The 21,152-nt window shown below is 42.5% G+C and carries 20 protein-coding genes and 2 pseudogenes; 3 read left to right on the plus strand and 19 right to left on the minus strand.

Annotation, left to right across the window (positions count from 1 at the left end):
• Positions 1 to 8: 8 nt before the first annotated feature.
• The 9 genes from MSHOH_RS01580 to MSHOH_RS25505 form a co-directional block, all read right to left on the minus strand.
• Entirely contained in the window at positions 9 to 1,565 is a 1,557-nt protein-coding gene (locus tag MSHOH_RS01580) for a proton-conducting transporter transmembrane domain-containing protein (RefSeq protein WP_048136842.1), read from the minus strand.
• Entirely contained in the window at positions 1,562 to 2,248 is a 687-nt protein-coding gene (locus MSHOH_RS01585; protein ID WP_048136843.1) for a hydrogenase subunit, read from the minus strand. Before MSHOH_RS01585 ends, MSHOH_RS01580 begins: the two co-directional genes overlap by 4 nt.
• Positions 2,245 to 3,186, minus strand: coding sequence for a respiratory chain complex I subunit 1 family protein (locus MSHOH_RS01590; RefSeq protein WP_048136844.1), 942 nt, complete (start codon positions 3,184 to 3,186; stop codon positions 2,245 to 2,247). The genes MSHOH_RS01585 and MSHOH_RS01590 overlap by 4 nt, the downstream gene beginning before the upstream one ends.
• Complete coding sequence (locus tag MSHOH_RS01595) at positions 3,183 to 5,123, minus strand: proton-conducting transporter transmembrane domain-containing protein (protein ID WP_239451151.1); 1,941 nt, start codon at positions 5,121 to 5,123, stop codon at positions 3,183 to 3,185. The genes MSHOH_RS01590 and MSHOH_RS01595 overlap by 4 nt, the downstream gene beginning before the upstream one ends.
• A gap of 569 nt (positions 5,124 to 5,692) precedes the next feature.
• Positions 5,693 to 6,085, minus strand: coding sequence for a TrmB family transcriptional regulator (locus tag MSHOH_RS01600; protein ID WP_082089195.1), 393 nt, complete (start codon positions 6,083 to 6,085; stop codon positions 5,693 to 5,695).
• Positions 6,086 to 6,544: 459 nt separating this feature from the next.
• Positions 6,545 to 8,719: a PGF-pre-PGF domain-containing protein gene (locus tag MSHOH_RS21830; RefSeq protein WP_158024017.1), complete on the minus strand. Its 2,175-nt coding sequence runs from the start codon at positions 8,717 to 8,719 to the stop codon at positions 6,545 to 6,547.
• Positions 8,720 to 9,133: 414 nt separating this feature from the next.
• Positions 9,134 to 9,955 (minus strand): PGF-pre-PGF domain-containing protein, encoded by an 822-nt coding sequence (locus tag MSHOH_RS01610; protein ID WP_052730659.1) that lies wholly within the window; start codon positions 9,953 to 9,955, stop codon positions 9,134 to 9,136.
• Positions 9,956 to 10,005: 50 nt separating this feature from the next.
• On the minus strand, positions 10,006 to 10,266 hold the full coding sequence (locus tag MSHOH_RS01615; protein ID WP_158024018.1) for a NosD domain-containing protein: 261 nt from the start codon (positions 10,264 to 10,266) through the stop codon (positions 10,006 to 10,008).
• 31 nt (positions 10,267 to 10,297) lie between these two features.
• Positions 10,298 to 10,426 carry a hypothetical protein gene (locus tag MSHOH_RS25505; RefSeq protein ID WP_275425545.1) on the minus strand — a complete coding sequence of 43 codons (129 nt, stop codon included), beginning with the start codon at positions 10,424 to 10,426 and terminating at the stop codon, positions 10,298 to 10,300.
• Between the two features lie 154 nt (positions 10,427 to 10,580).
• Here MSHOH_RS25505 and MSHOH_RS01620 point away from each other — a divergent pair.
• Positions 10,581 to 11,497: pseudogene (locus MSHOH_RS01620) on the plus strand (helix-turn-helix domain-containing protein).
• A 175-nt stretch (positions 11,498 to 11,672) separates the two neighbouring features.
• Here the strand turns inward: MSHOH_RS01620 and MSHOH_RS01625 are convergent.
• Both MSHOH_RS01625 and MSHOH_RS01630 read right to left on the minus strand, forming a co-directional pair.
• Entirely contained in the window at positions 11,673 to 12,224 is a 552-nt protein-coding gene (locus MSHOH_RS01625) for a GbsR/MarR family transcriptional regulator (RefSeq protein WP_048136847.1), read from the minus strand.
• Positions 12,225 to 12,340: 116 nt separating this feature from the next.
• Positions 12,341 to 13,012 carry a dihydrofolate reductase family protein gene (locus MSHOH_RS01630; RefSeq protein ID WP_048136848.1) on the minus strand — a complete coding sequence of 224 codons (672 nt, stop codon included), beginning with the start codon at positions 13,010 to 13,012 and terminating at the stop codon, positions 12,341 to 12,343.
• 125 nt (positions 13,013 to 13,137) lie between these two features.
• On the opposite strand from MSHOH_RS01630, the gene MSHOH_RS01635 reads away from it, so the two are divergent.
• Both MSHOH_RS01635 and MSHOH_RS01640 read left to right on the plus strand, forming a co-directional pair.
• Entirely contained in the window at positions 13,138 to 14,049 is a 912-nt protein-coding gene (locus MSHOH_RS01635; protein WP_048136849.1) for an ABC transporter ATP-binding protein, read from the plus strand.
• On the plus strand, positions 14,042 to 15,295 hold the full coding sequence (locus MSHOH_RS01640; protein WP_239451153.1) for an ABC transporter permease: 1,254 nt from the start codon (positions 14,042 to 14,044) through the stop codon (positions 15,293 to 15,295). The genes MSHOH_RS01635 and MSHOH_RS01640 overlap by 8 nt, the downstream gene beginning before the upstream one ends.
• 31 nt (positions 15,296 to 15,326) lie before the next feature.
• Here the strand turns inward: MSHOH_RS01640 and MSHOH_RS24470 are convergent, their stop codons facing one another.
• From MSHOH_RS24470 to MSHOH_RS01665, 8 genes and pseudogenes are all read right to left on the minus strand, one after another.
• Positions 15,327 to 15,590, minus strand: a complete 264-nt coding sequence (locus MSHOH_RS24470) for a hypothetical protein (RefSeq protein WP_052730660.1) — start codon at positions 15,588 to 15,590, stop codon at positions 15,327 to 15,329.
• A 1,112-nt stretch (positions 15,591 to 16,702) separates the two neighbouring features.
• A complete protein-coding gene (locus MSHOH_RS01650; RefSeq protein ID WP_052730661.1) occupies positions 16,703 to 17,392 on the minus strand; it encodes a hypothetical protein in 690 nt (229 codons plus the stop codon).
• Positions 17,393 to 17,414: 22 nt separating this feature from the next.
• The gene (locus MSHOH_RS24925; RefSeq protein ID WP_052730662.1) at positions 17,415 to 17,633 is read right to left on the minus strand and encodes a hypothetical protein; all 219 of its coding nucleotides are present in this window, start codon (positions 17,631 to 17,633) and stop codon (positions 17,415 to 17,417) included.
• A 218-nt stretch (positions 17,634 to 17,851) separates the two neighbouring features.
• Positions 17,852 to 18,118 (minus strand): hypothetical protein, encoded by a 267-nt coding sequence (locus tag MSHOH_RS01655; protein ID WP_052730663.1) that lies wholly within the window; start codon positions 18,116 to 18,118, stop codon positions 17,852 to 17,854.
• A gap of 71 nt (positions 18,119 to 18,189) precedes the next feature.
• Positions 18,190 to 18,408: a hypothetical protein gene (locus MSHOH_RS01660; RefSeq protein ID WP_048136852.1), complete on the minus strand. Its 219-nt coding sequence runs from the start codon at positions 18,406 to 18,408 to the stop codon at positions 18,190 to 18,192.
• A gap of 3 nt (positions 18,409 to 18,411) precedes the next feature.
• A pseudogene (locus tag MSHOH_RS25805) lies at positions 18,412 to 18,474 on the minus strand (hypothetical protein); the annotation flags it as partial.
• 216 nt (positions 18,475 to 18,690) lie between these two features.
• Positions 18,691 to 18,870, minus strand: a complete 180-nt coding sequence (locus MSHOH_RS24935; RefSeq protein WP_239451413.1) for a hypothetical protein — start codon at positions 18,868 to 18,870, stop codon at positions 18,691 to 18,693.
• A gap of 414 nt (positions 18,871 to 19,284) precedes the next feature.
• Positions 19,285 to 20,811, minus strand: a complete 1,527-nt coding sequence (locus tag MSHOH_RS01665; RefSeq protein WP_239451155.1) for a PAS domain-containing protein — start codon at positions 20,809 to 20,811, stop codon at positions 19,285 to 19,287.
• Positions 20,812 to 21,152: the final 341 nt, after the last annotated feature.

The following is a 21,152-nucleotide window of genomic DNA, read 5'->3' on the forward strand; positions in this document are numbered from 1 at the left end:
ATCGCCCCTTAAACATACCCGAGTTCAAGAATTATCGCATCAAGCAGATCTTTCAGAGAATCGGGGAAATAAAAACCCAGGGCAATGGCAAGAGCCAGCATGAAGACCGCCGGAACCCTCATTCCACTCCTGACGAGATATTGATTCGGAAGCCTGTTTTCATCGTAATCCACTTTCTCTGCGAAGGTCTTTATAAATACCTTCGATTTAACTCCTTCTGTCCCTGCATGAGTTCTGGGTATGTGTCTGTCTTTTTCGTTTTCTTCCTCTACGGTCACTTTTGAAAAAGCTTTCAAGAGAAAGTTTGCAAAGGATGCGGATGCAAGGATAAGCATGAGCAACACTGCAAGGGTCAGGTAAGGAGAAACTGCCGCACTTTCCAGCAGGATAAAAAATTTTGCCGGAAAAAGAGGAAATGGCGGCATTCCTACTATCGCAATGCTTCCAAGAATCAAACCCCAGGCTGCCCTGGGCTGGAGTTTAAAGACATCCCGCATATCTTCACGCATGTTGCTTCTGTACTGTCTGTGCAGGATGCCTGCGGAAAACAGCAGGGTTTCCTTTACCAGCACATGGACGAGCATGTAGAAAAGAGCCCAGAAAAGGGCAAGAGGTGTCCCTATTCCTATTCCTATGAGTAGAAGGCCCATATGCTCGACACTTGAGAAAGCTATCAACCGCTTCAAATTTCTCTGCTGGAACATGCTGAACGAAGCAAGAGCAATTGAGAATACTCCTGCTGCAAGCAGTATAGAAGATGCCTGAGGGGCTGCACTGCTTTCTCTGAGCAAGGCGTACATCCTTATTATGCCGTAGATTCCCAGGTTCTGCATCAGTCCCGAGAGAATTGCACTTACTGAAGGTGCCCTTGCATAGGCATCCGGAAGCCAGGTATGAAAAGGAGCTACCCCTGCTTTTGCTCCGAAACCTATGAACATGAAGGCAAAGCTTGCAAGGAGGAGGGCAGGTGAAAACTCAGAAACATGCACTTCCAGCTCTGTCCAGTTAAGAGTTCCTTCCCCGAGAGCCTGTTCCGAGAGGGTGAACAGAAAAATCAACCCGAGGAAAGCAAAGAGCATGGCTCCCGAGACTATAAAGACATACTTTAAGGCGGCATCAATGTTCTCCCTTGCAGAAAGGATTGCAACAAGCATGGCAGCACAGACCGTTGTGAGCTCTGCAAAGATCCAGAAGAGAGCAAGGTTATCTGAGAAAAGTGCAACAGTGGCTGTGACAAGCAGGAGGTTGAAGGCAAGGTAGAAAGTCTTCAAATTCCTGGGGTCAAGTTCTCCGGCTTCCATAAGGCTGTCAGTGTACCCTCTGGCATAGAAGGCTGCAGCAGTGAATCCCAGTGCGGTTATAAGTTCCACGTAAAGGTTAAGGTGGTCAAGATAGAGCGACTCTCCTAGCCTTCCTGGCAGGTCAAGCATGAGAAGGGCAATGCAGCTCATGACAAGGTGCAGTAGACCGTTTCCTGCTGCAAGTGCGTTCATGAGCCTGTGGGACTTCGGAATAAGGCCAAGTGCCAGAAATATTCCCATTACTAACAGGTAGTATCGGATCACCGGGACTCAACTCCTGTCCAGACCTGCAATTTCCGGAATTTTTGCCTGTACTCTTCAATGCTGGAGTCCATTCCCACAGCCAGGATTGTGGTCAGCATTACCAGGATAATAAGGTCGATTATGATCAGGACTTCTATAATGAAAGGAAGCTCGGTCACAAAGAGGCCGAACATCAGGACCCCATTTTCCATGCTGAGATATCCGAGTGCCTTTGTTACGACCTTTTTTCTGCTGAACACTACAAGCATGCCCATCAGGGTAAGGGAAAGCCCTATCACGGCACCAAAGAAGAAAAGCTTTGAGAGGGGCAGCCCTTCGAAGACTTTTGAAAGGAAGGTGTAGGAGAGTATGATAAGACCTATGCTCAGCAGAAGAGAGGGTGTTGGCTCCAGATACGTAAAATGGAGATCTCTGCCTATTCTAATTTTTTCTTCTATCCTGGAGATGAAATAAGGGATCAAGATTACCTTGCTTGCCAGAGTCAGGCCTGCCAGCAGCAGAAGCTGCCCTTTTCCGTCTATCATGTAGAGGAGAAATGAGACTGATGCCAGCAGGAAAGACTGTATTGTGTATGCGGTCAGTACTGAACTCAGGTTGCGGGTTGAAATGATCAGCCCTGCACTGATAAGGACAAAGACAAAAAGGATCTTTATTATACCTTCAAGGAAGAGCGGGTCAATCATGCAAACACCTCGATAAGGATTGTAACGGCTGAAAAGAAAAATGCCATAACATAAAACGCAGGAAGCCTGAAGAGCCTCATCTTTGCAATGGCTGATTCAAAGAGCCCGATTATTACTGCAAGCAGCCCTGCCTTCAGGAGGAAGAGAAAAGTTGAAACCGCGATTTTTCCGGCATCGATTTCCGTACTGAGCCCTATCGGAAGAATTGTATTAATTAATATCCCCATCAGCAGGAACTGTTTAAGGGCATGGGTAAGTTCGAGCAGGGCAAGGTTCTTTCCTGTCTGTTCGAGAATCATTGCCTCATTAATCATGGTAAGTTCGAGATGTGTAGCCGGGTTATCAACAGGAAGCCTGCCGGTTTCCACGATCAGGATAATGAAGAGAGAGATCGAGACAAGGACAAGGGTCGGGCTGATGGGAAGAACCGTACCCGCGGTAAGGGCAAACATCTTGTGCAGGTTCAGGCTTTTCAGGACAAATGCCAGAGCTGCAAAAGAAATCACCATTGTAGGTTCGATCACGGCTGCAAGGCTCATAGACCTTGAACTGCCCATGCCTCCGAAAGTGCTTCCTGCGTCAAGTCCGCCAAGTGCAGTAAAGAATCTCTCAAGCGCCAGAAGGTACAGGAAGACAATAATGTTACCGAGCCCTCCTGCCGGTTCGGGGACAAAGACCAGAGGTACGAAAAGGGAGCAGACAAGCAGGGTTGAAAGGTTCAGGTACGGAGTAAACCGCATTACCCATGAAGAAGTAGGGGAATAGACCGCTTCTTTTTTCATGAGCTTTTTTAAGTCATAATAGACCTGAAAGAGCTTCGGGCCCTTTCTCCCCTGAGCATATGCCTTCACTTTCCGGATCAGAGCCATATATAGAGGGGCTGCCAGTAGGGCAAAGAGCGGATTCAAGAGAGCAAAGAGCAGGAACGAAGTGTTCATACAAAGCCTCCTGTTGCTATAATTAATACGATGACTGCGAGAAAGGCGTAAAGGACATAACTGTCAAGTTTTCCGTTCTGCAGTTTTGAAACATATTTTGAAAAACTATCAATTACCCTTGCAGGGGGGATGTAAAGGTACTCTTCAAAGAAGCGAAGCAGGCGGATCTCCACTTTCCCTTTCTTAAAGAGACTTTCCTGTTTGTCGAAATACTCAGCTCTGTTCACAATCTTTGTCCTGTAAACGCTTTTGAAGATCATCACAAGAGGCTCGGAAAAGCCTGCAGAGCTGTATTCCATATAAGGCGCAAGAGTCGGAATTCCACATCCCCATGTCTCGCTAATCCTGGCAGGGCTCGTTTCCTTTGAACGGATTATCAGGAAAAGGGCTGCATATATTAACCCGAGAAGAAGCCCCAGCAAAAGCATGTCCGGAAACTCGATTTCCCAGCCTGCTAGAGAAAGGAGCTGCTTTGAAAAGAGCCCTGTAAGTATGCAGAGGGCTGCAGGCACTGCGGGTCCTGTAAGCATGGGTTTCCGGACTTCTTCCGCAAGACGGCTCTTTTCCGAACGCGGTATGGCAAGACAGGTGATCCCGAAAAGTTTTACGAAAAGGGCAGCTGCCAGCGCTCCGGTCAGGGCAAAGCTTGAGAGAGCAATTATCAGAAATACGGTAAGCAGAGGATCGGTTACGGCAAAAGACTGGAAGAATGCCTGGTAGAGCAGGAGCTCGCCGGCAAAACCATTTGTTAGAGGCAGGGCTGCAATTGAAACCGACCCTATCATGAAAAGGGCAGAGGTTACAGGCATGCTTTTTACAAGCCCTCCAAAGGCTTCGATTTTCCTTGTGCCTGTAGTATGGACCACAGAGCCTGCACAGAGGAAGAGCAGACTTTTGAAGAGGGCATGATTAAAGGCATGGAAGCAGGCTCCGACAAGGCTTAACAGAGCAAGGGATTCAAGCCCTTCAACTTTGAATATTACATACAGCCCTATCCCCGTAAAGATGATCCCTATGTTTTCAATACTGCTGTAGGCAAGGAGCCTTTTTATATCATTTTCCTTAAGGGCGTAAATTACCCCGAAGAGAGCTGAAAGGCTGCCTGCTGTGATGATGAGCACTCCCCACCAGAGTTCAGGCGCGGAAATTGAAAGCAGGAAACGCAGGAAGCCGTAGACTGCGACTTTAAGCATAACTCCTGACATCAAAGCTGAAACATTTGACGGGGCTGCAGGATGAGCATAGGGCAGCCATTTGTGGAAAGGAACTAGCCCTGCCTTGACTCCGAAGCCAATAAACAGAGAGAGGAATGGAAGTGCCAGATCTGCCGCAGGATATTCCAGTGGTCCGAAATCGGCAGAGCCTGTCAGCCTGAAGAGGCTTATGAATCCCAGGAAAAGAAAAGCCGTACTTATACTGGTCATCACGAAGTAGAAAAAGCCGGCTTTTTTATTCTCCTCGGAAGAATAGTCGTGCAGGACTAGCAGGAGAGAGGAAAGGGACATTATTTCCCAGAAAATCAGGAAGCCTACCATATTGCCTGCAAGTATGACCATCAGCATGGCAAGGATAAAAAGATTTGTCAGGGCTGCCTGCAGGTTTTTCCTGGCTTCGCTTTTAACGTGTTCCACATATTCCACCGAGTATACCGAAACTCCGGGTACTACTGCTGCGATTAGGAGGATAAATCCGGCTGCTAGCCTGTCTGCAGTCAGAGTAAAGTCCAGGCCCGGCAGGAATCCGATGACTGGAAATACAGGCTCTTTTCCGGTATATAGGACCGTGCCTGCAAAACCCAGAAGCAGGACCGATGAGATAAGAGAAAAGCCAAAAGCAGTCTTTCTTGTGTTTTTACTGCGGTACAGGAGAGGGAGGACAGTTCCGGATATAAGAGCGGCAATTGCACCGTACATCAAGGCTTCGAGCAATATATTCACTCCTCAAACCATAATCCGGCAGCTAAAAGAAAAGCTGAAAACAGTTCTTCAGTCCAGGTAGAGAGTTCTGGCTTTCCAGCCTCTCTTTCGCTTAAAGTGAGACTTTCAAAACTATCCTCATATGAAATGATAGGGTATGAAATGATAGGATTAGTTATATAGTTCGTATTGACATTCCACCGTAAATTTCATCCCGTGAGTTACTTTCCCCGGGAACGTTTTTTGCCTAATACTCTCTAATATTATATAGGTTTACATTATAAACTTTATTGCACGGATTGATAATTATTAATCGTTATGTATATTTTTCCTGGAAAAGATCGAGACAATTCTGAAAAATAGAGGGTAAAAATCCAAAAAAAGCAATTAAAAGGTTTATTTCCTAATTTTAAGGAAAAATCTCTCTTATATTCTCTTTTTATAAAAATATCTTCGAAATCCACTAAATTATAATTGTCTAATATTAATATTATGGTTACTCCTAAAATGGGTTATTCTCAGACTCAAAACTTATTAAAAAATATTTGTTTAACTCAAAAAATTTCCAGGCTATTTATAGTTGTCGATATTTATAATCCGTTTGACCCCATACTGCCCTGTGACTTCGTTGCTTTATGTTCCGTTAATTCTCTTCCCGATCTGAATTTTATCCCGTGCCCTGCAGTATTAAGTTCCTTTAGTATTTCACTCAGGGAGAAAAGGAACTCGGCCCTCAACCTTTCGGTCAGCTGTTCCGGACCAATGCACCAGAAATATGCCGGAGTTCCTCCTGTAACTTCCACATACTTCTTTTTTGACATTCTCCTCAGCGTCGCATAAATTTTTGGTCTTGGGACGTGCGTAAATTCATGTATCTCTCTTGCAGTTGCTTTTCCCAGGCCAAGGAGCCCTATATAGATCTTCGCCTCATTTTCGGTAAATCCCAGTTTCTGGAGTTTTCTTACGAGTTCCGTGTACTCCATGCTATCTACTCTTTTTTCTTGCTTTCATATTTTGTATAAAATTTTAATTTTCAGAAATTTCTGAAAATTAAGAAACTTGTTATTTATATCCTTTTTGTCAGATGGTTTGACAGAAAATTAAAAACGTCATGACTTAATTTCCATACCTTTCAGGACTTACGCAGTTGAAGCATTTTTCCATAAGTTACATTAAAATATTTTTTAATATATTAATAGGAATATAATCAGAAAAAAAAATCTCTGAGTTGAATCAAATAAATCCTCCTAAATGCACTGACCTTGATTATTATGGCCTGGAAGATGAGGTAGACATCTTTTACGGAAAAGAGGGCCTTTATTTTTCCTTGTTCATGAATATGGTTCTCCTTCCAGAGGCATTCAGAAGGGGTCTTTTATGAGGTCTGCTCTGGAAGAGAACAGAAAGGATTGAAGATGATCTTCGCAAAAACTGCGAAGTAATCACTTCTTCCTCATACTCCATGCTATTACGCCAACTACTATTAGAGACCCTGCCACGATCCCAATACTTAACAGTGTGTTCTTCTTCTGAGACTGATCAGGGTTTCCAGTTTCATTCTCTGCAAGAGCTACGGACCCTACAGTCCTGTTTTCAGCTGGGAGGTTAGCTTCTTCCTGGACCTGGAGAGTAGGAGCTCCAGCAATTACGAATGATCCATAACCAGGAGTCTCAGCTGTGAAGTACAGGTTCTCGTCGTCTTCTCCGGTCTGTTCAACTGTAAGCTGTACCCATTCCTTATTCTTGTCATCGTACTTGTAGAGGATGACAGAAGCTGGATCCACATTATTCTCCCGGATCCAGAATTTCTCCACTTTGAATGAAATACCAGCATCTATGATCTTGTCAGAGCTGCCATACCCTGCATTACCGACCCAGACATTGAATGACCTGTAGATAGTTCCTTCAGGCAGGCTTGAAACCAGAGTAGATTTGTTTTTCAGATCCTCGGCAATGGCAGTTGTCTTGCCCATTGTTTTCTCAGATGTAAAGGTGATGAAATTGACAACAGTTGCATCGTTTGTGAAGTTAAAAGTCACCTGCTGATCATTAGGAATAAAAACTTTTGTAGTATCTTTAATTTCGACGTTCTTTTGAGGTTCAGGAGATCCACCAGTTCCACCACCGGAGCTACCGGAACTGCGTTGGCTGCTGCCTGAGCTGTGAGACCCACCAGATGAACCGGAAGAATCACTGGAACTACGAGGGTCGGAAGAATCGGAAGAGTCCGAAGAATCGGAAGAGTTGTTGAAACTACCGGAATCAGATGAATTGTCAGAGTCCGAAGAACCGGGTGAACTGCCAGAAGGATCGCTGGAGTTGGTGTCACCACTATTTTCATCACTAATATTTTTCATTTCTACGGTTATTGTAACTGTTTTTGTAGAAGTTCCGTTTTCATTGATTGAAGTCAGGTTAACACTGTACGTCCCTGGATTTGAAAATGTATAAACTGGATTTGCTTCACCACTGTCACCCTTCCAGTCACTGTTGAAGTCCCAGGATCTTCCGGTTGAATTCTCAGATAAGTCTGTAAACTGTACAGTAAGAGGAGCATAGCCGCTTGTGACATTAGTTTTGAAGTTTGCTGTGGGAATAACTTTTACTTCCTGCACGATTATTTCTAATGTCTTTGAGGTGTTTCCATTTTCATTGCTTACTGTTAAGTTGACGATATAATTCCCGGCTTTATCGTATGTGTGCACCGGATTCTTTTCTGCGGAAGATGTCCCGTCCCCAAAACTCCAGTTCCATGAATTTGGTGATTCTGTACTTTTATCGGTAAATGTCACTGCTAGCGGTGCATTTCCTGAAGTCGCGGAGGCAAAAAAATCAGCATTTGGAACTTCTGAATCAAGGGTAATCATGTAAATATCATAATTACCGTCAGGATTATCAGTGAACACTATTTTGTTGCTGTAGATCGCAGGGTCTTTAACGAACATAAGCGGTAGTTCAATCGACTTTTTAGCAGAAAAATCATACAAGGTAGTAACTAATCCTGTATACATATCATTGTAAATTATCTGATTCTCATACATTGAAAAGTCAAGTATCATACCATAGGTAATTTCAGTTGTCCGTTTCGTGGAAATATCATATAATATAATTTTATCTAAGGCTTGATCCTCTACAGTCTGCCAGGCTATCTTGTTACCATAGATAGTAGGATTAGTTGCTCCAGTGCCTGATGTAAGCCAAGTTTCATTTTTAGTAGACATATCTTCCAGGTAAATATCAGCTCCGCCATTACGAGTATCGGTCCAAACAATGTAATTGCCATACACTCCTGGTAATGTTTGATCTGCCGTGTTCGTAGTTATTCTGGTAGTCTTCTTGCTGGAAATCTCGTACATATATATGTCCCAATTTCCATTCCTCTTATCCTGCCATACAATCTTGTCTCCGGATACGCAGGGATATTCTGCATCGACGTTTGAAGTAACCCTTGTTTGCACTTTCGTTGAAAGATCCTGCAGGTAAATATCAGACCCACCATTGCGGGTATCCTGCCAAACAATATAATTACTCCAAATTGAAGGGTTTGTTTGTTCAGCTGTATTAGTAGTTATCCTGGTTTCTGTATATGCAGAACCTATTCCACAACTTGCAGTCAATATAAAAGCTGCAAGAAACAGTAAGAAGAATTTATTGTTTTTACACACTGGAATAAACCCCTAAACTTATTTATTAAGCAGGCTGTAATGTTGGGTCATCCATTGTTACATGGTTGATATTACTCTGATTTGACATTCAGTATGGCAAATGCTTGCGTTTTTGTACAAAGAACGCAAGTCAGCTCCAGTTACACTGAGGTTCGGAACAAAAAGAACCTAAAAATTACTTTACGAGCATTTGGAAATAATATCAATCAGACAACAGAGGACAACCTAATGTTGGTTGAATGTTAAAAGTACTTTGAGTTTTTGAAAGCTATACAGCCTCAATATCCAAAGCTTTATATTATTACTTAAATATATCTAAGTTTCTCTAAATATCACTATATATTCTCAAAAAAGATTAGTGAAAAATCACATCTCCTTAGATTTCAGGAACGTACACAATAAAGAAACGAGTACAAGTACTAATTCAAACCCTGGAGCCTTTTCATTTCTTTCAGTAGCTTTAGCTGTAATTGTGCTTGTGTTGTCGCCTAAATTAGTTTTTTTAACTGTTCCAACAGATTCTGATGCTACTGTACTTTGTTCTTCTTTCTCTCCTGCGTCTCCTGTAATAACGAAAGAAGAATAGCCAGGTACATTTGCCGTGAAATAAAGGAATTGATTGTCTTCACTTGATAAAGTTACTGTTGTCTTCTCCCATTCCTTCTTCTTGTCATCATATTTGTACAGCACAATAGAAGATTGGTCTATGTCATTTTCCTTAATCCATGGCTTTTCAACCTTGAAGTTTATAACTGCATTCTGAATATTGTCGGAGTCTTCATAACCGCCGTTTTCTACCCACACGTTAAAGGACTTATAGACTTCACCCTCAGGCAGGCTTGAAACCAGAGCAGGTTTGTCCTTGAGATTTTCGACAATAGCTGTAGTTTTACCTACAGTCTTCTCAGAAGTAAAGCTGATAGACTCAACAAAAGTTACATCATTTGTAAAGTTGAAATAAACAGATTTATCGCCAGGAATGAAAACTTTTGTTGTATCTTTAGTTTCGACATTCTTTTGAGGTTCAAGGGCTCCTCCAGTGCCACCACCGCCACCAGATCTACCTGATGAGCTGTGATGACTTCCTCCTAAACTGCTTCCACTGTCTTCAGTTGGAGTTTCTTCAGGGGTTGGGGTCGGCTCTGGAGTAGGTGTCGGTTCTGGTGTCGGAGTGACAGTCTCGTTCATTTCATTCACATTCTCTGTTGGAGTGGGTTCTGGTTCAGCTGATGCAGGAGTTACCAGAGGGAAATAATCAACAACGATATCGGAACTTGCTTCGACAGCGTTACCTCCGTTCTCATCCGGTATCCAGAATTTATATTATACGCTTCTTCAGCTATCCCATCGCTGTTATTATCATGATGAGTCTGTGAAAAGCCATCTCCTACCGGAGTAGCCCAGTAGTTCCCGCCAATGTACGGGCCTCCTCCTATAATGTTAGTGCCTTTCACTAGAGAGCTCTTGCTCCAGGCATCGACTTTAGCACCATCACCCATTCTTACATTCACGTCGTTTTCGAATTTGTTATTAAAAAACACTGTCCATCAAGCCATATTGCCTCATATCAAGTCCTACGTCACAGCCTGATATTTTGTTTTCCTGAGATCTCCACGCATTGAGTCTGGTATCCTGGCTGAATTCCATATTCTGAATCATAGATCCCGTTCCCGGTTATACTATTATTACTCCCGCCATAGCCGTACTTGTTGAAACGGTTGTTCCTGATAGTGTTATGATCGCTATATTTTCCTCCTGTTTTATCCCGAAATTATTTCGCGTTAACTATTTTGTTTGTAGTTCCCTATCTATTGTGAAACTTAGTAGGAAAAAGATCCGTTGGATCGTTACTCAAGAGTTGAAAGGCGAATCCACCTCTACGATAGCTGAGATCCTGGGGATCTCAGCCCGTCGAGTTCAGCAGATCTATAAAGAGTATGTTGAGACTGGTCAGTTTCCTCAAGTTGGCACTAACCTTGGACTACCAAAAAAAACCATTATCGTCCGACGAAAAAAAAATTGATTGACCAAACATACTCAGATTACAAGTTTGGAGCCTGTTACCTCGAGATCCTCATAGAAAGCAGACATAATCGAAAGATATCTTATAACAGAATCCATAACCACCTACTCAGCATGAACCCTGCCCATGAGAACCGAAAAAAGAAGCAGAGAAGAAAATGGTGCAGATACAAACGTGAACACAACATGTCTGCTGCACACATCGACTGGCATGAAAACCCTGTGTTAGGGCTGCAAGTCTGTGCCATTCTTGATAATTCATCAAAATGATAATTGTAGGTGGAGAATATGTTCATTGTAACACGGAGAACACCACTAAAGTGATTGATGAACTTGTCAGAGAGTACTGGGATATATGTCCTTTAAGGGAGCTCTAATGGATCATGGAAGTGAGTTCGGAGCTCACAGAATCAATAAGGATGGTTCATGGGATAGTGAGTTTAAAAGACGCATTGAAGAACTTGGAATTAAACCAATACTTGTAAGGGTAAGACATCCTCAGACAAACGGAAAAATAGAGAAATGGTTCGATACATATCAAAGGTTCAGAGGAGAATTTGAATCATTTGAAGAATTCGTACAATGGTATAACAAGAGGCCTCATGGCACTTTGAAACTTGAGCAATTAGAATCGCCACAAGATGCTTCTGGAATAGATTACCGGTAGAGGCAAAATTCAGAATAGGAGTGAGAGTGTTTGGATGGTGAAAAAATGGACAAAATGAAAAAAGTTTCAAAGCGAAATGATTTCAGGACAAAACATGAATTGACAGAAAAATTAAAAATATTAGTTGCCGATTTCATACGACATTTATTGTTGACCCGACAGTAGTGACCTGCGGCCTATGCCAACTTTCTTATGAGCAATTTCCCTATGAGCAACTCACTTCTCTTTTTCCTCAGCGAAGTTCTCCTTTGAATGAGAACAACTCTTTTTTCTGTTCTTTTTCCTTTCTTTTTCCACCTTGTCCAGATTTTCCATATAATCTTTAAATGGCTTTTCTGTGCTCAGGAGCTGTTCGTAGTAGTTTTCCACAATTTCCAGCTCTTTTGAGGTCTCTTCGGAATCTTCTTTTTTTTTGTAGGCCTCGATGATCCCCGGAAGGACCTGCTTCGTTGGCAGGATGACGTTTTCGTATTTTGCTCTGAGAATCCGGACTCCAATGGATATCATATCCTTCTCCATGAAAAGGTACACTTTTTTTGAGCCCGGTTTTCTGAACTTCTTGATCAGCCCGATGCTTGCCAGAAATTTTGAAGCCGTACTGACTGCCGAGAGGCTGTACCCTGTTTTTTCGGCAAGCTCTTCGAGAGGGATCTCTTCGGGTTCGATAAAGAGCACGGCGAGTATCTGCGAAGTGAGCTCGTCGAGTCCCTGAACCTTTGAGTTATGCACTATCAACTGAATAAACTCGTCTCTTGGGTTTTTTATCATCGGATCATCCAGGATTTAAAATTTCTAACTTACAGTAAGCTGTGAAAGCAGACAGTAAGTCATGAAAGCAAATGATATTTTATATTTTTCGGTTTTCATAACCTCCATTATGGCTTTTACTTTTTTAAGACCCTGTAAACCAGATGCACATACTTCTTTTCCACAATTTCGTTTCTTACAAGTTCCAGTTGAGTCCCGCTTTTCTCAATGCCCCTGAAAAGGTTTGTTCCATTTTTCCCCACGATTTCCGGGGTCAATATCAGGCTGATTTCCTCTACGAGTCCCTGTTCGAGTAAAATACTGTTCAATATTCCTCCGCTGTCCGAGACAACAAGTTTAAAACCGTATCGTTCATTTGCAATTTCAAGGGCCTGTTTGACGTCCACGCGCTCGGCTCCTGCCTGAATAAAGTCATAGTCCCTTTCTTTCAGGTAGTTGAGGTAAGCTTCAGGAGTTTTCTCCGATACAAGGACAATAACATCTTTACTGTACTCGGAACGCCTGAATACATGCATAAGCCCTTCAAGAATCCCCCTGGAGTCTGCAATCATCCAGTATGCTCGTGTGTCATCGGGCTGGATATCAGGTTTCTTGAAATCGGATTCCTCTTCAGGAGGGATTTTTTCGCAAAAAAATTGTGTTCCTGTCTTTGCAGTGTTTGAACCGACTATCATGGCATCGGGCTCGTAACTGCCCAGGATTCCATAGTGAACATCAAGGTTTGCCGTAAAACCGGTAGTTGAGCCGTCAAGACTTATGCTGTTGTGTATAACCAGTTTGGGTATCATATTGTCACCTATTCCCCCAGATTGAAAATAGTCTGTTAATTCAAATTAAAGTCGTTTATTATCTTAAATTGACTTAAACCAAACATTCAATAAACTTATTCTATATTGGAAGATATTTAATCTGGATGCATGCTCTGGAATTTAAAGGCGTATCAAAGTCTTTCGCCGAAAAAAATGTTATAAGAGATATCTCTTTTTCAGTTGAGCAGGGTGAAATCTTCGGGCTGCTCGGGCCAAACGGGGCTGGAAAGACCACCCTTATAAGGCTGCTTCTTGACATTATAAAGCCGGACTCGGGAGAGATCCGGGTTTTTGGGGATTCTCTTACTGCCGCTGGAAAAGACAGGATAGGCTACCTGCCTGAAGAACGCGGGCTGTACAGGAAAACAAAGCTCCTGGATACGCTTGTGTACCTCGCCCAACTTAAAAATGTTCCTAAGAAAGAGGCTCAGGCGAACGCAGAGGCGCTTCTTAAGTCCCTGGATCTGTACGAACACAGGGGAAAAAGAGTAGAAGAGCTTTCAAAAGGAATGCAGCAAAAAATTCAGTTTCTTTCTTCTATTATCCACGACCCTGAACTTATTATTCTTGACGAACCTTTTTCCGGGCTTGATCCGGTAAGCACGAAAACCGTTAAAGCAAAAATACTTGAGTACAGGAACGCAGGCAGAACAGTTATTCTTTCCACCCACATGATGGAGCAGGCGCAAAAGCTATGTGACAGAATTCTTATGCTCAATAAAGGCCAGAGAGTACTTTACGGCACAGTTGCAGGTATAAGAAAAGAACAGGGAAAAAACTCCCTGCTTGTGGAGTTCGCAGAAAAAGAGAGTTTGAACATTCTTCAGGAAATTCCAGGCATCAGAAAGATTATAGAGCGTGAAGGATCGGTTGAGATCTTTCCTGAAGACGGAATAAGAGCACAGACAGTTCTTCAGGAGCTTGTAAGGAGAACCGAGATCCTGCGCTTTGAGCAGGCACTTCCCTCCCTGAATGAAATTTTTATTGAGACTGTGGAGCGTGTTTCTGGTGAGTAAATTTCCCGAAAAAACCTTTATTGTCGCCAGGTACGAGTTTTTGAAAACCATCAGGCGTAAAGAGTTTCTTTTCATGACTTTTGCTTTTCCTCTTTTCCTTGCCGCAATTGCTATTGTTCCCTCTCTGCTTGCCACTACCACTTCTGCAGAAGACCAGAGGGTAGGTTACATTGACATGACCGGCTCCTTCGATTTCCCGGAATCTTTAACCAGTGAAGGTTTTTCTGTAGGTCCGCTTGGGGCAAAGGCTTCGACCATAGAATTTATAGAATACGAAGAGAGTTCCGAAGCCAGGGAAGATATGCAGTCCGGAAAAATCTCTTCTTATCTTATAGTCCCTGAAGATTTCCTTGAGACCGGCGTAACAGAACTCTATACTTCAGGGAAAGGAGCGTCAGTTCCGGGGTTCGAGCTATCGGGTGAACTTTCAAATATAGCAATTGATTCTCTCCTGAAAGACAACGTGGACGAGTCTGTGCTCCAGAGAGTCAAAAACCCTATCAATTTGAAGATGTATAATGTAGGGGACAACGGAGAGTTTTCAGAACAGGGCATAGAAGAGATCCTGACTGACTTTGGTCTGCCTTTCCTTACTGCTTTTCTCCTCTTTTTCAGCATTTTCTCCTCATCGGGCTATCTTCTTCGCGGAGTTGCCGAAGAGAAGGAAAACAGGATTATGGAAGTTCTTCTCTCTTCTGCTACCCCTACCGAACTTCTTACAGGCAAAGTAATCGGGCTCGGTGCAGTCGGCCTTGTGCAGATTGTCATCTGGCTCTCAGTAATCATTCTCGGGGGTGGGTATGCCCTCCCTGTAAAAGTTGAGCCCATGCTTCTTTTTCTCGCTCTTATCTATTTCCTGTTAGGTTTTCTCTTCTTTGCCAGCATGATGGCAGGGATCGGGGCAGTAACAGGTTCTCTTCAGGAGAGCCAGCAGGTTGCGGGAATTTTCACATTTGCTGCCGCGTTTCCTCTTGTTTTCATGCAGCTCATCCTCACGAAGCCCGACAGCCCTCTTGCAATTTTCCTTTCCCTTTTCCCCTTTACATCTCCCGTAGCCATGCTTTCCAGGATAGGGACATCGGAAGTGCCTTTCTACCAGATCGCAGCGAGCATATTGATCCTGTTTGTTTCTATTCACGCAGTAATCATAATTTCGAGCCGACTGTTCAGGGTTTATTTGCTCATGTATGGAAAAAGACCCGGTGTAAAAGAAATCCTGAAGAGTATCAGGGAAGCCGGAAGGTAAAGAAAAGTAAGGCAGAGTAAGGAAAGAAAATTCACGTTTCCCAAGGCAGGATGCTTGTGACTTTAGTCATGAGAAGAATGCCGTCAACTTTCAGGCATTCCGTTGTATATTCGTATCCGTCTACTCTGCTCAACACTTTACAGTGTTTATGATTAATTCCCTGTGCGATCCTAACACCTTCTTTATTTTTGATATCAAAATATCCATTTTTTCTACAGGCCAGAGCGCCAGTCCAGGTTCCTTTGTACTTTCCTTCAGGTACTATCGCCTTAACAATATCTCCTGTGGAGCCCAAAGAAACTTTTTTGTCTACTCAGATAACCTCTTGGAAATCCGTATCTATCAAGATTGGTTCTGCAATGTGATCCTCGGCTTTTTGCTTTTATATGTAAAACCTCATTAGTTTTTATTTTAATAATTCCTGGTGTCGATTGCCCAACACAAACGGCATCGAAATGATGGTCTTTTGGCAGATTCAAACCGATTCGATTCATCTTTGTTCTCGCACCTGTGCCACATTCGACAGGTAATCCTGTAGCAACCAGTGATCATACACTTTCCATCTCTGCTGAATGACAGGGACTTAACGGCTGCTTGTTTTTGTTTAATACAAACACAATCTTGAATTTCTCCTATCTCAAACACAGGTTTGATCCTATATCTGGTAATGAACTTTCGTTTCTCCTCTCGCTAATATTGGAAACGCTTGTTAGGTATAGCACACTGTTCCTGCCCTTCAGAACTTTTAATGCTATACAACAGAGCTACAAACTGAGGAAGTATTCGTAGGTGTTATGACATTCCCAACGTAGTTCTCGAAGAACTTAAGCTGGTCAACCAGGGCAATTACATGCCTGCCACTTCAGTGGCGGGTAGTTGACTGGTTCTGGGCTGCACTTCAGGATTTAGTCTGGATTAACAGAGTAAAATGCCCTGAACCTTTATCTTAATCTATTTGCTTGGAGGGATTTGCTAAATACTGAAAACAAATGAAAGCATCTCTTCAGGTGCACAAGGGCACCCAACTGCTATATTTATTAACTGATTAAATATTCTATACTTCTATCGCAGGTATTTTATATTATAACTTACATAGTATTAATTGGTTCATAAGGGAAGAGCTGTAAAATGGAGCAAATTCAGGACAGCCTGAAAACTGATCCCGAAATCTATTTCATTGACTCATTAACGCGTAAGGTAAATGAAGCAAATTCAGGACGGCTTGAAAACCGATCCCGTAATATACTTCATTGACGCGTAAGATGTAAAATGAAGTAAATTCAGGACAGTCTGAAAGCTGATCCCGAAATCTACTTCATTGACACAGGGTCCCCTGTGAACCACCAAACTGTTTTTTACCTAATGTTCAAGCTCATAATCTACTGTTTTTCTCGTCTTTTACTTCTTTTACCATGCCAGTGAACTACTGTAAAAGAATTCAAATCTATCTACAGCTTCTGGAGGAAGCCCCATATTGTCAAACATTTCTCTGAAGACTGCCCGGTATTCCTCTTCAGGTATTGTTTCTCCACTGCTTCCTCCGGGCATTATTATTTCTAGTTTTACGTCTCCTGAAGCTCTGAGTCCAAGCTTGTATTGATTCCCATTATCGAAAGTTTCAACCTCAGCGGTGGGTATGAAGTATTTTATGTATCCCAGTCTGCTTTCGTTCCTTAAAAATATCTCCTCCGCATCCGAGCTCTGAATAAGAATTCCAGTGACATCTGATCCGGAGCTGGCGCTGTTTTTCTGAAGATAGTCATAGACTGAAGGAAAGTCCAGAGATTCATTCACCTGAAGCTTCACGTCCCATGTCTGATTTTGTGCGGCTGCTTTCATTTCTCTCATATAGGACCGGGAAGTGGCTTCATCCAGGTCAAAGAGAAGTCCGATCATCTCAAGCATCCATTTTTCTTCGGGGTATTCCGAAGGCTTGAGGGACGAATTAAGGTCCCGGTGGGTCGTATTTGTAAAGGCGAGATAAGTTTCTGGTTGTCCATCATATTTGCAGACCACAAGTTCGGAATTGCTGTCATAGTAGAGCCTTATTTCCTGCACAACGGTTGCATTTCCGAATTTTTCTTTTGCCTCTGCCACTTTCCATGTTCCAAAACCTGAATTATCTCCGGGCCAGGGCCAAGACCCCCTTCACAGTATAACCTGCTTCTTCTGCTTTTGCGAGTTCGGCATTGTAATCAACCGGCCCCACATTTACAGCCTCTGAATAGTACCAGGAACTGTCAATAAAACTCAGTAATATGAAAGGTCCGATGGTAATACTCAAAAAAATAAGAGGGAGAATGAATAACAGAATTAGCAGAATCTTTAACTCTTTCATAAGCACAGCCACCACTGATATTTCTATTTATATCCATGTGTGACTATCTTACTTACATACATAGTCTTTTTTTACTCAAAGAGGAAAATTTGAAGGATATGTGGAATATTCAGTGAAAAACCAATTATTACTGAAAATCTTTCCTGTTTTACATATTTGATTGGGAGAAAGGGACTCCTCCCAATAGTCCTTTCCGAAGACTCCTTGAAACTGTGAATTTATCCGTGGCAGCCTCCGCAACTGGTATTCTCGTCAACTGAAATATGGGTTTCAGGGATGCTGCCGTTTAAGAGAACCGATTTTGCTTTGAAAACAGCATCTTCCGGACCTGAAGCATAGATATCAGCTCCTATCTGGTCAGCCCATTCCTGAGTGACCAGTGATCCTCCTACGCCTGTTATGACCTTATCCCGTATCCCCGCAGCATTTTCTTGCTCACTGGAATCTCCGGCTGATACCGGGAAAACTAATTGGGAAACAATCATTCCCAGGACTAACAGGACAAATAGATTCGGGTTTTTTCCGTATATATTTCTCCCTCCTTTCTTATCCAGGCTTACTCTGTATTATTGCAACTGTTCCCTTCCGTACTTTCGGTTTTTTCTGAAATTTTCCCGAATACAAGGGAAAGGTAATCATAGTTCGTTTCCGTTATGTTGAACGGGAGGTCTGCAATCATATCTCCGTCTTCATCCGAAGCTGTTTGTGAAAAACCATCTCCTTCCGGAGAAACCCAGAAATTCCCGCCTAGGTAAGGTCCTCCTGCAATATTCACACCGGTTGTTTTCGAAATGTTCCAGGTATTTGTTCCGTAGTTTTCGGCATTCTGACTGTTATTCAGGTAGTTATGTAGGAGCCTATCCCATAAGTAATATTATGTTGAAAATATAAATTTACTTTTATGTCATTCCATGAAATCGATGATGTTCTATGGAAATCAATAGAGCCTTATCTTCCTCCTCAGAAACCACATACAGGAAGACCACGCGCAAATATGAGGAAGTTAATGAACGGTATTCTTTCAAGCCAGATTCCATCGTCGCTGTTTTATAGACGATTATTTTTCAGAGAGTTCTCGTGCGAATCTCTTAACATGATGCTTCTCCAGTTTTTCAGAAAAATAGTTGTTATTGATACTACTTCCGGAAACACCATCGAGATATATTCCGTATGTAGAGTTTGCTCCTCTTAAAGTGAATCCGCTGATTTTTACAAAATTAGAAGTCATGTGGAACACAGGGATTTCCGGATCTAGAGCAGTAATTATGGTTTTTTCAGGATTTGAATTCTCAGATATAATTTTTTAGATATTTGTTTACGAGTATGTTTTCAGTGTATCTCCCTTCTCCTACAAGGATAACATCCCCTTCAGCAGCAGCGTTAACTGCTTCCTTTCAAAATATCATCTTCCTGTAAATGAACCCGTGTCAGTATTGCTCATTAGTCCCGGAGGGAAGGCAAGACGTGTTTTCCCTGAATACATCCTTAAGTTTAGCAAACCCTGATAGGACAAATTGTGAAACCTGCCTGCTAAAAGAGTTTTGATTTTATTATTTAGGTCTGAGTATTTGGGTAACGATCGTTTCCTTTTACTGCTACTTGAGATTCAAGAACTGAAGAGAGAACCAATGGTCTTCAGTTCTTGAACTTTTTATGAAAGATCTGCCTGAATGCAGACAGGAGCGATATGGCTTACTACCTGGAGGGCGATGCTTTCAAGGAAGTTGCGGATATTCCAGGGAATCCTATCCAGAGTATGGGATGCAAAATTCAGGCTGCCTATTATTTCGTTGCTATACTTTAGAGGGATCACTGCAACTGCTGTAATTCCTTCTGTCCTTGCCGCTTCAGCCATATCTTCTGAGTAAAAATCCATTGAGTAGACGGGTTTTTCAGCCCAGACCTGTTTTGCTTCACTCGATTCTGCCCTGAACCTGGAAACCTTTTCTTTGAATTCCGGGGAGATTCCGCGAGACTCAATAAGGTTTATCTGATCCAGAAGTTCGTCCTTGATATATATCCCTCCGGCATCTATCCCGTTTATCTGCAGGCAGGCATCAAGTACCATGTTAAGAATGGCATGGAGATTCCAGGTAGTGTTGAGTTTAGCTCCTATTTCCCGCTGAATTTCAAGCATTTTCTGGGCTTCTTTTCTTTCGGTAATGTCTACAACAAGGCCCTGTAGGTGAGTTGCTCTGCCTTCCGTGTCCCTCTGAATAAAGACTCTCTCATCCACCCAGAGCATTTTTCCGTCTCCTGTGAAAATCCTGTACTCAATTCCGAAAGAGTCCTGACCCTCAGCGATATTGCGTTTAAGGGTTTCTTTAACCCTGCCTATGTCGTCTCCATGAATTATGCTTCCGTACATCACTTTTCCTGATGTGAAATCTTCTACGGTGTACCCTAACTGGGTTACGTTCTCAGAAACATAATCTGCAGGCAGGTTTTCTTTATTTTCCCACAGAAAAGCCACTGCCTGGCTATTATTTATTATAGTCCTGAGCAGTTTCTGCATCTCAAAAGATTCCCTGAGGGCTTCCTCCTTATCTTTCCTTTCGGTTATATCGAGGACAAGCCCCTGTAAGTGGGTTATCTCTCCTTCTTTGTTTCTCTGGATAAATGCTCTTTCATTTACCCAGCGCAGGTCTCCGGCTTTTGTAAATATTCTGTACTCCATATTGAAGTCGACTTCACCCCTTCGGATACGTTTTTCAAGCGCTTCTTCGACCCTATTCCGGTCATCAGAATGGATGATATCATCGTAAAGGAAATTGCCGGAAATAAAATCCTCAACTGTATATCCGAACTGAACAACATTTTCCGAAACAAATTCCGAAGGCCTTTTTTCTTCATTTTTCCACAAAAAAACAACTGCAGGGCTGTTATTAACCACAGTCCTGATTATTTCCTGCATCTTAAGGAGAGAAAGGAGATCAACGATTCCTATTGCTGCAATAACTCTTCCGTCCTCAGAGAATATAGGAGAAACAACCACATTTCTGCCGAGGTATGTACCTTCCTTCGGGACTCCACGCACAGTCTTTCCGGTCCTGAGCACTTCTTCGAGTACCGGTCCTGTATAGTCTCTGTCAATTATTTTTCCATTTTCCAGACGAAGCCCTTTTTTCTTTGAACTGCGGATTGTGGTAGGAAGCCCGATAAGGGAATGTACTGCCACTGCTATTGCTTCAAGTTCTTTGGGTCCTGCGTCTTCGGATATTAATGAAGTAATTCTCTCACCCCCGGGAAAGATTCTGATATGTCTTACAACTAATTGATTGAAGTATCTCAGAAAATAATGATAATAACTAAATATTTTTTTTCTGGCTTTATTTTTTCCCTATTTCAGTACCTTTTCTAATGGTTATATAATTACTCTTAATTTATATAATTGAGATTTCCTTTGAATTTTCAGGTTTCCAATCTTTAAGAAACTGCTCTTTCTGGTTTATTTTTGAAAATAATACTACAGTTAAATACCGTATCAACGAGTTTCACGTTTCTGCAACTGGTTTCAGG

Origin of the sequence: Methanosarcina horonobensis HB-1 = JCM 15518, assembly GCF_000970285.1 — an archaeon.
Lineage (GTDB): Archaea > Halobacteriota > Methanosarcinia > Methanosarcinales > Methanosarcinaceae > Methanosarcina > Methanosarcina horonobensis.

Coding starts and splice junctions, on each gene's coding strand:
- MSHOH_RS24925 (WP_052730662.1), bottom strand. CDS start 17,633: ATGAAAGAGTTAAAGATTCTGCTAATTCTGTTATTCATTCTCCCTCTT.
- MSHOH_RS01655 (WP_052730663.1), bottom strand. CDS start 18,118: ATGATTGTTTCCCAATTAGTTTTCCCGGTATCAGCCGGAGATTCCAGT.
- MSHOH_RS01585 (WP_048136843.1), bottom strand. CDS start 2,248: ATGATTGACCCGCTCTTCCTTGAAGGTATAATAAAGATCCTTTTTGTC.
- MSHOH_RS01590 (WP_048136844.1), bottom strand. CDS start 3,186: ATGAACACTTCGTTCCTGCTCTTTGCTCTCTTGAATCCGCTCTTTGCC.
- MSHOH_RS01600 (WP_082089195.1), bottom strand. CDS start 6,085: ATGGAGTACACGGAACTCGTAAGAAAACTCCAGAAACTGGGATTTACC.
- MSHOH_RS01635 (WP_048136849.1), top strand. CDS start 13,138: ATGCATGCTCTGGAATTTAAAGGCGTATCAAAGTCTTTCGCCGAAAAA.
- MSHOH_RS01630 (WP_048136848.1), bottom strand. CDS start 13,012: ATGATACCCAAACTGGTTATACACAACAGCATAAGTCTTGACGGCTCA.
- MSHOH_RS25505 (WP_275425545.1), bottom strand. CDS start 10,426: ATGATTCAGAATATGGAATTCAGCCAGGATACCAGACTCAATGCGTGG.
- MSHOH_RS01610 (WP_052730659.1), bottom strand. CDS start 9,955: ATGAACGAGACTGTCACTCCGACACCAGAACCGACACCTACTCCAGAG.
- MSHOH_RS01625 (WP_048136847.1), bottom strand. CDS start 12,224: ATGATAAAAAACCCAAGAGACGAGTTTATTCAGTTGATAGTGCATAAC.
- MSHOH_RS01615 (WP_158024018.1), bottom strand. CDS start 10,266: ATGGGTGATGGTGCTAAAGTCGATGCCTGGAGCAAGAGCTCTCTAGTG.